This window comes from Nostoc sp. (assembly GCF_036917655.1).
Lineage (GTDB): Bacteria > Cyanobacteriota > Cyanobacteriia > Cyanobacteriales > Nostocaceae > Nostoc.
In genome coordinates, this window is the sequence record NZ_JBALCY010000065.1 from 301,168 (window position 1) to 316,643 (window position 15,476).

11 protein-coding genes are annotated in these 15,476 nt (G+C 42.9%); 8 read left to right on the top strand and 3 right to left on the bottom strand.

From position 1 onward, the window contains the following. The first annotated feature begins 404 nt into the window (after positions 1 to 404). From kdpA to V7K30_RS23125, 5 genes are all read left to right on the top strand, one after another. Complete coding sequence (gene kdpA / locus V7K30_RS23105; RefSeq protein WP_335003237.1) at positions 405 to 2,090, top strand: potassium-transporting ATPase subunit KdpA; 1,686 nt, start codon at positions 405 to 407, stop codon at positions 2,088 to 2,090. A gap of 363 nt (positions 2,091 to 2,453) precedes the next feature. Beyond that, the gene (kdpB, locus tag V7K30_RS23110; protein ID WP_335003239.1) at positions 2,454 to 4,559 is read left to right on the top strand and encodes a potassium-transporting ATPase subunit KdpB; all 2,106 of its coding nucleotides are present in this window, start codon (positions 2,454 to 2,456) and stop codon (positions 4,557 to 4,559) included. 148 nt (positions 4,560 to 4,707) lie between these two features. Continuing rightward, on the top strand, positions 4,708 to 4,848 hold the full coding sequence (locus V7K30_RS23115) for a hypothetical protein (RefSeq protein WP_335003240.1): 141 nt from the start codon (positions 4,708 to 4,710) through the stop codon (positions 4,846 to 4,848). A 61-nt stretch (positions 4,849 to 4,909) separates the two neighbouring features. Continuing rightward, positions 4,910 to 5,512, top strand: coding sequence for a K(+)-transporting ATPase subunit C (kdpC, locus tag V7K30_RS23120; RefSeq protein WP_335003241.1), 603 nt, complete (start codon positions 4,910 to 4,912; stop codon positions 5,510 to 5,512). A gap of 265 nt (positions 5,513 to 5,777) precedes the next feature. After that, the gene (locus tag V7K30_RS23125) at positions 5,778 to 6,935 is read left to right on the top strand and encodes a universal stress protein (RefSeq protein WP_335003243.1); all 1,158 of its coding nucleotides are present in this window, start codon (positions 5,778 to 5,780) and stop codon (positions 6,933 to 6,935) included. 4 nt (positions 6,936 to 6,939) lie between these two features. Here the strand turns inward: V7K30_RS23125 and V7K30_RS23130 are convergent, their stop codons facing one another. The 3 genes from V7K30_RS23130 to V7K30_RS23140 all read right to left on the bottom strand — a co-directional run bounded on the left by V7K30_RS23130 (position 6,940) and on the right by V7K30_RS23140 (position 11,236). Next, entirely contained in the window at positions 6,940 to 8,439 is a 1,500-nt protein-coding gene (locus tag V7K30_RS23130) for a carotenoid oxygenase family protein (protein WP_335003245.1), read from the bottom strand. Positions 8,440 to 8,691: 252 nt separating this feature from the next. Continuing rightward, complete coding sequence (locus tag V7K30_RS23135; protein ID WP_335003247.1) at positions 8,692 to 10,107, bottom strand: folate/biopterin family MFS transporter; 1,416 nt, start codon at positions 10,105 to 10,107, stop codon at positions 8,692 to 8,694. A 364-nt stretch (positions 10,108 to 10,471) separates the two neighbouring features. Continuing rightward, on the bottom strand, positions 10,472 to 11,236 hold the full coding sequence (locus V7K30_RS23140) for an Npun_F0296 family exosortase-dependent surface protein (RefSeq protein ID WP_335003249.1): 765 nt from the start codon (positions 11,234 to 11,236) through the stop codon (positions 10,472 to 10,474). A 491-nt stretch (positions 11,237 to 11,727) separates the two neighbouring features. Here V7K30_RS23140 and V7K30_RS23145 point away from each other — a divergent pair, with 491 nt between their 5' ends. From V7K30_RS23145 to V7K30_RS23155, 3 genes are all read left to right on the top strand, one after another. After that, on the top strand, positions 11,728 to 13,050 hold the full coding sequence (locus tag V7K30_RS23145) for an anhydro-N-acetylmuramic acid kinase (protein WP_335003250.1): 1,323 nt from the start codon (positions 11,728 to 11,730) through the stop codon (positions 13,048 to 13,050). A gap of 64 nt (positions 13,051 to 13,114) precedes the next feature. Beyond that, entirely contained in the window at positions 13,115 to 13,561 is a 447-nt protein-coding gene (locus V7K30_RS23150) for a hypothetical protein (RefSeq protein WP_335003252.1), read from the top strand. Positions 13,562 to 13,871: 310 nt separating this feature from the next. Continuing rightward, positions 13,872 to 14,885, top strand: coding sequence for a glycosyltransferase family 2 protein (locus V7K30_RS23155; RefSeq protein ID WP_335003254.1), 1,014 nt, complete (start codon positions 13,872 to 13,874; stop codon positions 14,883 to 14,885). The last annotated feature ends 591 nt before the right edge of the window (positions 14,886 to 15,476 follow it).

Genomic DNA, 15,476 nt, shown 5'->3' on the forward strand with positions numbered 1-15,476 from the left:
TGGGGACTGGGGACTGGGGATTGGGGACTGGGGACTGGGGACTGGGGACTGGGGATTGGGGATTGGGGACTGGGGACTGGGGACTGGGTGGTTGCATACAAAGAGGGGGGTATCTATTACAATCTTCCCAATCCCTAATCCCATTCATAAAATCTTCTGGGATCTTTATATTCTTTGAAAGTAGCAAACTTTGAAAATGTATTGTATAAACAAATAATCCTAACTAGTGAGATAGATGAATTAAGAGTAAAAATTAAATATTCTTAACAAAAACTTTAAAAAGTATCTGGAAAATAGTAAGAACTGAAAATACTAAATCCCTCGAAATCAAATACTCCAACAGTTAATCTGTTATTTCTAAGAATTGGCTTGCTAGCACTTAAATTTAATTGAGCGCGGAATATATGGGACAAGGTTTTTTGCAAATAGGCTTAACGCTGTGTATTGTCATAGCAATCACTCCGCTATTGGGTAGATACATAGCGCGTGTCTTCTTGGGAGAAAGAACACTACTTGATTTTTTAATGAACCCGATAGAGCGAAGTATGTTCATACTAGCGGGTGTCCGCAGAAAAGATGATATGACCGCTTGGCAGTATATCCAGGCTATACTATGCAGCAATATAGTCATGGGCGCTTCAGTATATTTATTGATATATTTTCAGAGACTCTTACCCTGGAATCCTAACGGCTTTCGTGCGCCTACCTGGGATGTATTACTGCATACAACAATTTCATTTGTGACCAATACTGACCAGCAACACTATGCAGGTGAGACAACCTTAAGTTATTTTAGCCAGGTAGCGGCTTTAGGCTTTTTGATGTTCACCTCCGCAGCCACTGGATTAGCTGTGGGAATTGCCTTTATTCGCGGGTTAACTGGTAGAAGACTGGGAAACTTTTATGTTGATCTCGTCCGTGGAATTACGCGAATATTACTGCCGATTTCGATTATTGGAGCGATCGCCTTGCTTCTAGCAGGTGTACCACAAACATTAGCTGGGACTCTGGATATAAAAACCTTGGAGGGCGGGACGCAATATCTTGCCAGAGGGCCGGTGGCATCCTTTGAAATGATCAAACTTTTGGGCGAAAACGGCGGCGGCTTTTTTGGCGTCAACTCAGCCCACCCTTTTGAAAATCCCAATGGCGCTTCTAACTTGATAGAAATGATCGCCATGATTTCTATACCAGCAGCCTTGATTTATACCTACGGTATATTTGCCAACAACATCAAACAAGCTTGGCTACTTTTTTGGATGGTGTTTGTGATTTTTGTAGTTTTGGTGGGAGTGACAGCCGTGGGAGAACTGCAAGGTAATCCCCTTGTTAATACCGCCTTTGGATTAGAACAGCCCAATTTAGAGGGTAAAGAAGTTCGATTTGGCTGGGCACAAACGGCATTTTGGGCAGTTATGACTACCGCTACTATGTCTGGTGCTGTGAATGGGATGCACGATTCTTTGATGCCGCAAGGAATATTTTCGACTCTCTTCAACTTATTTATTCAGGTTATCTGGGGTGGTCAGGGAACTGGAACAGCTTACCTATTCATTTACTTAATTCTCACAGTGTTCCTAACTGGATTAATGGCAGGACGCACCCCAGAATTTTTAGGACGCAAAATTGAAAAGCCAGAAATCGTCCTGGCCAGCGTGGTGCTGTTGATTCACCCAATTCTAGTTTTGATTCCCAGTGCGATCGCCTTGGCTTACCCCATCTCCCTATCTGGAATTAGCAACCCTGGCTATCACGGTATTTCTCAAGTAGTTTATGAATACGCCTCAGCAGCAGCAAATAATGGCTCCGGCTTAGAAGGGTTGAGGGATAACACCCTGTGGTGGAATTTGAGTACTTTAGTTAGCTTAATAGGAGGACGCTACATTCCGATGATTGCCATCTTGCTGTTAGCTGACGGCATGTCTCGCAAACAACCAGTCCCTGAAACCCCTGCTACCCTAAGAACTGATTCTCTGGTTTTTACTAGTATCACGGCTGGAGTGACACTGGTTTTAGGAGTGTTGACTTTCTTTCCCGTTCTGGCTTTAGGCCCCATAGCTGAGGGTTTGAAACTAGCATCTGGCAGTTAGAAAAGTTATGAGTTATAAGTTTGGAATTAAGAGAATACTAAAAAATAAATTATCCGGTTTCGTAGGGTGCGTTACTAACGCACCCTACAGGTTGGACTTTTTTTTATTGGAAGTTCCTAATAACTCCTAACTCTAGCCCTGTCAAGGTGATATGTAGTTTGAATTTCATATTCGTTCAAACAAAATCTTCACTTGTTCTTTTAGAATTTTGAAACTTCCGAGTTCAGAAGCTCAACTTCCGAGTTCAGAGCTAGTAATGAATACAAAACTCACCTGTACAGACGCGATTAATCGCGTCTCTACTCCTAACTCTTGTACAGACGCGATTAATCGCGTCTCTACTCCTAACTCCTAACTTTATTTATGAATCAAGTGGCAACTAACTCCAAAGCTAGACGCCCGAATTCTCGTCTTGGCGATCGCCGCCAAGCACGTAAAAAGGCCAGGGCAAGTAATAAGTGGCTGTACTTAAGGGCAATTAGATATGCTTTTATCAAGCTCAACCCTAAGTATGCAATCAAAAATCCAGTGATGTTTGTGGTTTGGGTAGGGACAATCATCACCCTATTGCTAACGATTGATCCCAACCTATTTGGCCCAGCCCTTCAAAAGAACCCGCAACTTTTCAACGGCTTGTTGTCGGGGATTTTATTTTTTACAGTTTGGTTTGCCAATTTTGCCGAAGCAGTGGCAGAAGGGCGGGGTAAAGCCCAAGCCGATGCCTTGCGATCGACCAAATCAGAGACGATCGCTAAAAAACTTGCTGCCGATGGCACACTTAGTGAAGTTTCATCCACCAGCCTCAAAAAGGGCGATAACATCTACGTCGTTGCTGGCGATATCATCCCCGCCGATGGCGAAGTAATCATGGGTGTAGCCTCGGTAGATGAATCGGCAATTACTGGGGAATCCGCACCAGTATTAAAAGAATCAGGCTCCGATATTGCCAGTTCCATCACTGGTGGAACGCGGATTATCTCAGATGAGCTAATTATCCGCATTACTACTGACCCAGGCAAAGGCTTTATTGACCGGATGATTGCCTTGGTAGAAGGGGCAGAACGGAGCAAAACACCCAATGAAATTGCCCTAACGGTATTGTTGGCAGTTCTCAGCTTAGTGTTTTTGTTAGTCGTGGTAACTCTGCCCGCAATTGCCTACTATGTCAACAGTCCAGTCAGCGTACCAATTTTGATTGCTTTATTAGTAGCGTTAATTCCTACAACCATTGGCGGCTTACTAAGTACCATCGGCATTGCTGGTATGGATCGAGTTGCCCAATTTAACATCATTGCCACCTCAGGACGAGCAGTCGAAGCCTGTGGTGATGTCAACACTTTAGTTCTCGACAAAACAGGTACAATTACCCTCGGCAACCGTTTGGCGGAAGAGTTTATTCCCATCAACGGTCATTCAATGTCGGAAATTGCTAATGTTGCCTGGGCGGCTAGTGTCTTTGACGATACACCAGAAGGTAAATCCATTGTCCGACTAGCAGAAAAGTTGGGCGCACAGTTTGATTTTGACTCTAGTCAGGCAGAAGGAGTTAGTTTTTCTGCCAAAACACGCATGAGTGGCACTAACTTACCTGGTGGGTATGAGGCCAGAAAGGGAGCAGTAGAAGCCATTAAAGGATTTGTCCGTTCCCGCAACGGACACGATATGCCAGAATTGGATGCTGCCTACGAACGAGTTTCTCGCCTGGGAGGTACACCCCTAGCAGTCAGCCTAGATAACGAAATCTATGGGATTGTTTATCTCAAAGATATTGTGAAACCTGGTATCCGCGATCGCTTTGAGCAACTGCGACGGATGGGAGTACGTACCATCATGCTGACTGGAGACAACCAGATTACAGCTTCTGTCATTGCCAAAGAAGCTGGGGTTGATGATTTCATTGCCGAAGCCACACCAGAAGACAAAATCAGCGTCATTAAAAGAGAACAAGCAGCAGGTAAACTGGTTGCCATGACAGGAGATGGGACTAACGATGCTCCAGCATTAGCCCAAGCTAACGTCGGCGTTGCGATGAATACAGGAACGCAAGCTGCAAAAGAAGCCGCCAACATGGTCGATTTGGACTCCGATCCCACAAAGCTGATCGATATCATTAGCATTGGCAAACAATTGTTGATTACTCGCGGAGCATTAACGACATTTTCTATCGCTAATGATATTGCTAAATACTTTGCAATTATCCCAGTGATATTTGTCGCTGCTAACCTGCAAAGCCTGAATATTATGAATTTGACTAGCCCTAAGTCTGCTGTACTATCAGCGCTGATTTATAATGCTTTGATTATTCCCGCTTTGATTCCCTTGGCATTGAAGGGTGTGCGGTTTAGACCGCTGACAGCTAATCAGCTACTCCAACGCAATATCTTAATTTATGGCTTAGGTGGAATAATTGCGCCGTTTATTGCCATTAAGTTGATCGATCTACTGATTACAGTTGTAGGCTTGGCTTAAGGACAGCAAAAGTAGAGACGCTGGGAAACGAGCGCATCTTGAACAAAGTAAAATAATAAACATTTTTAGCTTTTTTATTTTTACTTTTACCTGTTGAGAGAGGGAACAAGAAGAATATAAATAAACATAGTTTTAACTCAGCACTGCTTTGGCCATATCCTTTGTTTGGTCGCAATGGCGTAAACAACACCTACCACTCGCTATTTTTATCCTGCTGTGCTTGAATGTGGTAGTTGCCCCAGTTGTTTATGCTGTTGCTAACAGCACCCTGAAACGTACTGCTGCGTAGACAAAAAAATTAAAAATTAAAAATTAAAAATTAAATTCTAGGAGCAATTGGAAAACTTTTTATGGCTATTATTCGAGAAACCATCAGAGCAATTTTCATAACTCTAATGCTTTGGTTGTTGACTGCAATCATCTATCCTCTGGTAATCCTTGTAGTAGGTCAAGTTTTTTTGCCCTATCAAGCTAACGGCAGCATCACGCTGAATCTAAATAATGAACCAATTGGTTCGGCTTTGATTGGTCAGGTGTTCACATCTGAGCAATATTTCCATCCTCGTCCCAGTACTGTTAGATATAGCCAAGGAAGAAAAGCCAAGCCAACTGGCATATCTGGAGCCAGCAATCTCGCTGCTAGCAATCCAGAGCTACTAAAGCGGATTTTAGAGCAGGCAAATCAATTGCGAGACGAAAATCTTCAACCGATTGCTGATATAATTTATACTTCTGGTTCTGGTTTAGATCCGCATATTTCCTTCAAAGCAGCACGGCAGCAATTGACGCGGGTTGCTGGTGCGCGGAGAGTCAAAGAAGATGAGATCCTACGTTTAATTAATAAGTATACTGATGACAGATTTTTATGGATTTTTGGCGAACCGGGAGTCAATGTTCTCCGATTGAATTATGCTCTTGATTTGCAAGATATTAATCGTCAGCAAAATCAATAAATTGGGTATGGGGCATGGGGCATGGGGCACTTGTACTGAGCGAACGCGAGTGCGTCTCGTAGAGAAGCCGTAAAGCCTGCGGCATAGCTTCGCTTAAGGCGCAGCCTCTCCAAGAGTTGTATTGGGCATTGGGCAAAACAGTTCCTCTTTTCCCAGTTCTGAGTAAAGAAGTAAGATTCGCCACTCAGCACTCAGCACCCCTGTGGGGCATGGGTAAAGCGCCGTTTTCCGATGAAATAGGATTGCTATAAGAACCAAAAATAAAATGTCAGATAATAGTAATACTAGTTCCGCTGGCACTGCACCTTTAAATTCTGCAAGTTACTCGCTTTATCCGGCACGACGGCGGGGCAAGCATAAAATATTTATTGGCATGGCTCCTGGAGTAGGCAAAACCTACCGGATGCTGGAAGAGGGACACGCACTTAAACACGAAGGAATTGATGTTGTCGTTGGGCTTTTGGAAACCCACGGACGCAAGGAGACATCTGAGAAGGCACAGGGACTGGAGATTGTACCCCGCAAGCAATATCCTCGGGGTGAGTTGACGCTAACGGATATGGATACAGATGCTATTTTAAAGCGATCGCCCCAATTAGTCTTAATCGATGAACTTGCCCATACTAACGTCCCTGGTTCCCCACGCGAAAAACGCTACGAAGATGTAGAAGTAGTTTTGGTAGCAGGTATTGATGTCTACTCCACAATGAATGTGCAACATTTGGAAAGTCTCAATGACCTAGTAGCACGAATTACTGGGGTTGTAGTCCGTGAGCGAGTTCCTGACAGGATTTTGGATGAAGCAGATGAAGTTGTGTTAATAGATGTCACACCGGAAACTCTGCAAGAACGGTTATTAGAAGGCAAGATTTACGCACCCCAAAAAATCCAACAATCTCTCGATAATTTTTTCCAACGCCGTAACTTGATTGCTTTGCGGGAGTTGGCTTTGCGCGAAGTAGCAGACAACGTGGAAGGAAATGCGATCGCCTCCACTCCCAACGGGCAATCCTGTAATATTCACGAGCGGGTTTTGGTGTGTGTATCCACCTATCCCAACTCAGTGCAACTGTTACGCCGGGGTGCGAGGCTGGCTAACTATATGAACGCACCACTTTATACCTTGTTTGTGGCCAATTCAGAGCGCTTCCTCACCAAGGAGGAAAGCTTACACATCTACACTTGTGAGAAACTCTGTAAAGAATTTGAAGGTACTTTTCTTCATGTTACCAACAGTAACGTAGCTAATGCGATCGCTGAAGTCGCTGAAAAATATCGGATTACTCAAATTGTAATTGGAGAGAGTCAGCGATCGCGCTGGCAAATGTTCCTCAAAGGATCTTTGACGCAAAAATTGGTACGCTTGCTCAAAAACATCGATTTGCATATCATTGCCAGCGAAAAAATGGTTTCACCCAAATAGGGGATCAAATTTCCCCAAAAACCTCAGAAGTAAAGCTTCCATGCAAACCATAGGGGATATGATGCTTAAGATGTAGCCGAGCGATCGCTCCTTTAGAGAAATCACTAGCATCCAAAATTACCAAATCTGAACAGTGATCAGCAGCATCATAAACCAAAGCTAATACCCAACCATCATCTTCCTTTTCGGAACCTGGGCACGGGACAAAAATCGGTTCACCTACAAAACCACGGGGTGCAGCACTCCAAAATTGTCTTTCAAGAGACTCTAAATCAATTTTCAGCAATGCTTGTAAGGGAGCATTACCAGTCTCTCCATGAGCCGCACCTATATATAAATATCGATAAGAGCGTCCCACATTCGCCGGATGTATGCTGGGAAATTCACAACAACGGCCATCAATCAATTCCCGCCGGACTGTCCCATTCTTAAGATTCAGACAAAATTGCCAAAGTTGCCCAGGTGAAGACGCCTCAAAATCAACTTGTCGAAAATCGCTTTTAGGTTCGACTTCTGGTAAATCTTGGTAGCAAATGGAGTCAATCAAAACTTCCTCTCCTACCTCAAAAGCATTAACGTGGTGGAAGACGAAACCCGAATCAGTTTCCAGAATTTTTATCTTTTCTTGCCCTTCTTTGGGGAAGCGGGGAATAATTAGAATTTGAGTTAGCTGATTTGACTTAAATTTGATACATTCTCCCGCCGCACGTATTCCCAAGGCGAAAGGTATGGGATTAAAGGTGACAGGATTTTGAAAGAAGATGCAGTAATTGGGAGTAATCACAAAATCGTGAATGAAAGAGAAACCTGGAACCTTATGAGCCTGCTGTCTGACAATTTCACCCGCTTGGTTTAGCTCGAAAATAGTAATTTTGGTAGATAATCCCGGCTTAATCGAGAAATTTACCAGGCAAGGTGCGCCCCCATCTTGGTAACAATTATTTTCAATGCGGGGATGTGCTGCGAAAGCTTCACCTGCTGACAAAACACCATTAAAATATTCATTACCCAAGGTTTCAAGAGTGTAGGGATCGAGGCGATGTGCTTCAGCCCCTTCCCACAGTGCTAGCAGTTTACCACCCCAATAGATAACATTTGTATTAGCGATATTTTTGAGTTTGAAGTCAAAGATATTAGCTAGCCAACCGCCGAGTTTTTGAGTACCAAAAGTACCGCGATAGAGAATTTTTCCCGCCTTTTGCTCTGCCAAATAGCCAGTTGTGCGGACAAAGCGGTTGCGAAAATGGGCACGGCCATTAGTAAAGGTGATTTTGCTAATCATCCCATCCCCATCAAATGGGTGATGAAGAAGCTGCCCATTCACATCCAGCAAACCGGGGCCATTTCTAAACAGCGTACCTTGTAACTCTGTGGGAATTTTCCCTTCTATATCATCAATCCAATAATCAAACTCTTGGGTGAGAGATTTATATCCTCCTTGCCAGTCTGCACGAGTGTAGGATTTTTCTGTAATTGGGCTTTCTTGACTTTTAAAAATCTGCACTTTGTTTTTTCTTGTTACTTTGGACGAAAATATGTAGCCGCTAAAAAGAATTTCTTTGCGACTTTGCTACGCTAGAATAGTAGGTTGGGTTGAGCAACAGCGAAACCCAACAAAGCTTTGATAATGTTGGGTTTCGTTCCTCAACCCAACCTACGCCTACGCCAGTTTTAGTTTTTAGCCTTAACCCAAGCGTATTGCGCTAAAAACAATTTCTTTGCAACTTTGCTACGCCAGTGCGTGAGATTTATTACACTATTCCACTATTTTTGACTCTGATTCTCTTAGTACCAACTCAGACATCAAATCAGGCAAAAACGGTTGTTCCCCAGCTTTTGATGTCTCAGTTTGTTCTTCAGCAGCAGGTAGCCAGTTGATAAATGGTAGGGGTAACAGCGTACTGAGGTTAGTAATTAGCACCAATAGCCAAAGTGAGTCAAAGTTCGTTGCGGTTATCCCCAGCCAATACGTGATTAATGCCCCGAATGCATGAGAAACCGTTCCTGCTGAATTAAACACCGACATTAACAAGGCAAATAATGTTGCTTCCACACCAGGGGGACAAAGCCTTGCTGCTAGCACCATCACTTGCATAAAGGCAATTTTCCCCATCACAGAGAGAATAAGACTATCACCCAAACTAAACCAGTGGTCATCTATACCTAACAGCCTGTTTGTGTGAGTCACTAACAACAGCATCGTCATCCCCAAAACTGACGAAAGGACGGTACTCCAAGCAAAAATCACCCGAAAAGGGATGCTTTTGAGGAAACGTTGAAAAATCCAAACACCTGCTAAAGAAGCGAAACTTGTTACCAGGTGGACTCGCCCCAAAAATTCTGGTTGAAAGTGGAGTTCGTTGGTAGAGAAGTAGAAAAAGGCTGAGTCCGCATTTGGGGTAGCTTGCCAGATGAAGATAAACGCCGTTGGTAGCCAAATTGATTTTTGGCTAATGGCTTGGCGTAGCTGCCCCAATTGATGTTTGATTGGTAAAGAGTTGCTGTGATTACTATCTTTAGGATCTTTGCTAACGGGGGATTCAGCAATTAACCAAGCTACTCCTGAAACGATGAGAGGGAATAAGGCGGTAATTCCAAAGACAGTACGGGTAGTAAAGTATTGGAGCAACAGACCGCTAAAGTATGCTGTTATTAAACCTCCGATCGCAGAAGCACCCCAACATAGAGATTGTAGTGAACCGGCTTTTGCTTGCGATTCGCCTCTAGCTCGTTCCACAACCAGCGAGTCAACTATCACATCACTCATGGCGACAGATAGAGAACTAAGAGCGATCGCTAAGGTAGCTGCCCAGCTAGTATGAACTATTGTGGCCAGACTCACCCAAGAAACAGATCCCAGTATCCCGGATAAAATCAAGTAAGGACGCCGACGATAGCCAAATATCGGCAAGCCATCAGAGATAAAGCCAAACACCGGCTTAATCATCCAAGGTAGAAAGACAATTCCCAATAGCGCCGACACCTGGACTGGACTTAGCAGCAGTTCATCTTTGAGGAAAAAGCTAACGGCTAGACGCGATAACCCTAAAATTCCTTGGACAAAGTAAACGGTGAGAATTGCAATTAACTCCGCATTGGGTTCATTACCCAAGAAGATTTTTTGTGTTAATGAGTCTTTGACCTTGGATAAGCCAGATGATTGAAGCACCATTCGATAAATATTTTTTAAATTTTATCTACTTTTCTATCATACCGATTCTTCAGACCTGGACTTTAAGATCAGCTCTATCCCAAAAGCCTGTGAACTGGGTAATGCCAACATCTCCAAGCTGAAGCAGGAGGCAATCCGGCCATTGTCCAACTTTATCCAAGTCTTGTAGAGCGGCTGAATCATAAAATAAATGGCAAATGAATTAGGGCGAGCTTACTTAGGTAAACTCGCCCTAAATTGTATTTTATGTTGACTTTTCACTAGAACTTTTAAAATCCGCCTACGGCATACTACGCGAACGTGGAGCCTGGAAGTAGGGCATAGAGAAAATCAGGCAAATCTTACCGAGCTAGAATTGGTGTCTTTAATAAGATTGCTTTACGCTTTGCAACTTCTCGTTCTTACGCTTGCGGAGAAACATCCCACCTACAGCCAGCATACCTAAAGTAACACTAGGCTCAGGAACAGATTTAGGGTCAAAACCTGTAAATCTGTCAGTTCCAAAATGGAAAGAATGGTTGTCGCTTTCAAATCCACCACCATCTGTACTTGCTTGGGAGATGACAATCTTGTTGAAAATATCGTTGCTACTATCGGAGTAGAAGTGAAGGTAGCCATTTCCTTGACCACCATGCTGTGACGCATGAATTGGAACAACTGAGTCTACATCCTTAGTTGAAAATGATTTGATCAGAGCATCGCCATTATAGAAGGAGAAGGTGTTATTGGCACTGATAGCTCCCCAGTCAATACCAAAATAATTGAGGTAATTGTCAAGGCTAATTGTGACTTTATCACCGTTGAAAACTGCCAGATAGCTGGAGTTATTAACTTCTCCGTTTGCCCCGGCAGGTGCCCATACATCTGACCTAACACTGCTGCTTTGACCGTTTTCAAATGAGTACTTAGCGAAACCAGTGGTTGGTGCTTGACCATTATTGAAGTTAATAGTTGTCGTTCCTGGAAGCTGACTAAACTCAGAAAAAGCACCTTGGTTAGTTTCTCCATTAGGCCCTGCAATCCCTGTGTCCACCTGAAAGGAAATAGCCTGGGCAGAACCCGCATAGATAAATGAGGAGATTGCAGATAAAGATAGAGCAGCGATGCAAGCAATTTTTTTAAGAGACATAATTTGGGGAACCTGTAATTTTCCTTGTTGATAAATTCGTTGTGCGATTTGAATTCATTATGTAATGTCTTCTCGAAGAAATAACAGGATGAAATTACTGGATTTGCATTTGCCGATAAATTCATATACTTGGGAAATATTTTGCTCTATTTATAAGCTAAATAAGTAGTTTTACTTGACGAAAAAGTGGATGGAGCTTCTGTTCTTTATCTGAAGATAAAAAGGTTGTAAAGTTAGACCATGCATATTAAGAATTTGTATCTTCGGATGTTGTCCTTGTTAAGGACTAATAAAGATAACGGACAGTCTTTGAGAATTCTGTTTCTTGATAAATAGAAATAGATTCGTGGTCATTGCTATTGGTTTTGACATTCTTCCCTTGCTCTGCCTATTCATCTTTCCCCAGTCAACGATGCCACCTTAGTTTGTTTTGACATGGGTAGTAACATGAATTAAACTACCTCTTGCAATCAACAAAAGAATCTTTATCAATGCATCCGACTGAAGAAGCTGCTATTCCTACTCGCGTTATCGGTTTAATTAGTGGCACATCCGTAGATGGCATAGACGCTGCGTTCGTAGAGATTTCCGGTACAGACTTGGATCTCAAAGTTGAGTTGCTAGCCGGGGCAACATATCCCTATCCAGCCGAACTCAGAGAAAGAATATTGGCAATTGGTGCAGGCGTTGCCATCTCAATGGCAGAATTGGCAGAAATAGATGATGCGATCGCTCAAGTCTTTGCTCAAGCCGCCCAAAATATTCAAATTGGTCATCCCCCAGCCACTCTCATTGGCTCCCACGGTCAGACGGTTTATCATCGACCACCTGGGCGAACAGGGGAGCAGAGGAGCAAGGGGAGCAGGGGAGCAGAGGAGCAAGGGGAGCAGGGGAGCAGAGAAATCTTAATTTCTGACTTCTCACGGGCTAAACAACAGCTATCCGCTAACAGCACTCCCTTGGGTTATAGTCTGCAACTAGGGCGCGGTGCATTAATTGTCCATCTTACGGGTATTACAACTGTGAGCAACTTCCGCGTTGCTGATATCGCTATTGGTGGACATGGTGCGCCTCTCGTGCCAAGAGTAGATGCCTATTTACTCAGTCATCCCCAGGAGGGGCGTTGTATTCAAAATATTGGTGGTATTGGTAATGTTGCTTATATTCCGCCTCGGCATGGCGACTGGCTCTCAAAAATTCGCGCTTGGGATACTGGCCCAGGAAATAGTCTGTTGGATCTGGCGGTGGAGCATTTAAGCGCTGGTGCTAAAACTTACGATGAAGATGGCAATTGGGCAGCGAGTGGTACTCCTTGCCATCCATTGGTAGAACAATGGCTCAACCAAGACTATTTTCATCTGCCGCCACCAAAATCTACTGGTCGAGAGTTATTTGGTGTGACTTACCTGCGTCAGTGTTTAAAAGATGCCCAAGCATACCAACTCAATCCTGCCGACGTGCTGGCAACTCTCACGGAACTTACAGCTGCTTCAATTGTTCATAGTTACCGCACTTTTTTGCCGGAAATGCCACAACGGGTACTATTATGTGGCGGTGGTAGTCGCAATCTCTATTTGAAACGTCGATTAGAGTTGTTGTTGACATCAATACCAGTCTTAACTACAGATGAAGTCGGCTTGAGTGCAGATTTTAAAGAAGCGATCGCCTTTGCAGTTTTAGCCTACTGGCGACATTTGGGTATTCCTGGCAACCTACCTACTGCCACTGGGGCACCTCAAGAAGTGCTTTTGGGAGAAATTCACCAAGGTTATGACTCAGTATTCAGCACGGGCCAAACCATAGCTATCCGCTAACGGAACTCAGCACTGCTATAACTGTAGTCTTGGCGGCACTCGATCAAGACAGGGAATATATAAGGTGGCTCATACTTTTTTATTAGAACCAGGACGCTGGGCAATGCAAGGAAATTGGCTGGAACGTAATGGTATGCCAATCAGCGTCAAGGGTATGACCTTGGTAGCTTGGAATCGAGATAACTGGTTCACTATGGCCACAAAACTGATATTTCCTGGTAGCGATCGCTCCGAAATCTCTCTACAATACAAGGGGCGATTACATGAGGGAGAGCGTCAGTATACTTTTTTACTACAACATAATCTTTTAGGGCAGGTTGAAGGCGAAGGCTGGATTGGTCTAGATACTATTGTGCAGCGTTACTGGGTACTAGGCGATCGTCAGCGTCGTAGTGGCTTTGAAACCCTGCACCGGGTTTCGCAAGATACATACTATCTCAGTAGCGGTATCTTGGCTGGTCATTTTTTAACTAACACAATGGAAGCTAGCCTAGAGCGCCAGTCAACCTAAGCGCTGTGTGTTTAGACTGGAAGCCAATCGCTCAAACAACTCTGGCAACGCACTGGTTTCCTAAGTTAAATGTCTCATGCCTGACCTTAAGGAGTCATCGTTTATTCTCACCGACCTATTGAGTTGTATATAGCAATCCGAATTAAATTAAATCGTGATAAAATACGGAGATAAAAATACGTATTTATTAGTTTTTCAGATTTTTCCTCTGTAGGAATGATTTAGGATTGCTATAGTAAAAAAGAATTTATCAAATTATCGTCAGGATTTTAGCATTCTTACCTAACCATGTAATCTGGAGTTCAGTTTCGTGAATCCTAAAGTCTCTGTAATTATCCCTGCTTACAATACTGAAGCTTATATTGCGAAGGCAATAGAGTCAGCCTTAGAGCAAACGCTCACTGATATTGAAGTTATCATCGTCGATGATGGTTCAAGTGATAAAACTGTAGAAGTCGCTAAAAGTTTTACTGACCAACGTCTGAAAGTAATAGTTAATCAACAAAACCTTGGGGTTTCTGCTGCGCGTAATCGTGCCCTCAGAGCAGCCCAAGGAGAATGGATTGCTGTTCTTGATTCAGATGACTGGTATGCTCCAGAAAGATTAGAAAAGCTTGTGTTGCTGGCAGAGGAAACAAATGCAGACATGATTGCTGACGATCTTTATTTAATCAAAGATGGTGCAACATCTGCTTGGAGTACATTGATTCAAGAAAGTGGAGAAGATATAGATAAAATTCTCCAAATTGATCTCGTTTCTTTTGTGGAAACTGATGTCTATGGACAAGCAGGGTTGCGTCTTGGTTTAAGCAAGCCTATATTCAAACGAGAATTTCTGGTTAAGCACGGCATTCTGTACGATGAAACCGTCAGCATAGCTGAGGACTTTTGGCTTGATCTAAAATGCTTAATCAATGGCGCTCGCTTTTTTCTTGTGCCAAAACCCTATTATTTCTACCGCTCACGCCCTATTTCTCTTGTACGTCAAAGCATATTGTCACGTCTAAATCAATGCTGTATAGCTACTAATTCTTTCATTCAACAAGACGTTGTAAAAAATAATCCAGCTTTAATGCGTGCACTGTCTCATAATCTTGCAGTTTATCAGAAAAATCTAGCTTACTTTCAAGTCGTAGTGCTTATAAAGCAAGGTAAATGGTTAACAGCATTGACAGAGATTATAAAAAATCCATACTTTTTTTATGATTTTATTTCCCGATTTAACAATATTATCGAACGTCGAATTCAATACTATATAAAGGGTAATAAATCAGTTTTTGACATGTCTTATAACCTACATACAAAACGAAAAACTATCAATTAATACTATAGCTATAGAAATCAGACTTTAATAATGATCAACATACTGAGACTAAAAGATTTGTCCAATAAGGCTTTGATCTTAAAAAGTTTTCATTAACAAAACCGGAGTCCCAAATCACAGCATTATCAAGAAATAATACATTCGTTAGTAGTCAGAATAAGCCAGAAGGTTAAACAACTGGTCAGGCAATAAGTATCTGTCATTATCCCTACTTACAAAACAAAGGCAAAGGATAGTCTTGCTGGAGGTAGGAAGAAATTGCTGATCAAGCAAAACTTTAGTTGTGGGTCATTGACCACTAAAATAACAGTTATAAATCCTAATAAGCTAGAGCATTATTTACGAGGCATGAGGGCTTAGAGCTTATAAAATCTGCCCAGTAGGGCTTCATGTCGCCCCCTCAGGCTTTATTGAGATTCAAAACTCCGGACTCTATTACTCAGTTATCAGAACTCTGTGGTGAGTGTGGTACTGCCTAATTAAGGTTTTTGGTAGATCCTAGAGTTATCTATTTAGTCAAAATTGGGCAAACTAAAACTACACCACAATGAAAGTGTAAAATGGTACAAAGCGTCATGATAAATCTACCCT

Coding starts and splice junctions, on each gene's coding strand:
- kdpA (WP_335003237.1), top strand. CDS start 405: ATGGGACAAGGTTTTTTGCAAATAGGCTTAACGCTGTGTATTGTCATA.
- kdpB (WP_335003239.1), top strand. CDS start 2,454: ATGAATCAAGTGGCAACTAACTCCAAAGCTAGACGCCCGAATTCTCGT.
- kdpC (WP_335003241.1), top strand. CDS start 4,910: ATGGCTATTATTCGAGAAACCATCAGAGCAATTTTCATAACTCTAATG.
- V7K30_RS23125 (WP_335003243.1), top strand. CDS start 5,778: ATGTCAGATAATAGTAATACTAGTTCCGCTGGCACTGCACCTTTAAAT.
- V7K30_RS23135 (WP_335003247.1), bottom strand. CDS start 10,107: ATGGTGCTTCAATCATCTGGCTTATCCAAGGTCAAAGACTCATTAACA.
- V7K30_RS23140 (WP_335003249.1), bottom strand. CDS start 11,236: ATGTCTCTTAAAAAAATTGCTTGCATCGCTGCTCTATCTTTATCTGCA.
- V7K30_RS23145 (WP_335003250.1), top strand. CDS start 11,728: ATGCATCCGACTGAAGAAGCTGCTATTCCTACTCGCGTTATCGGTTTA.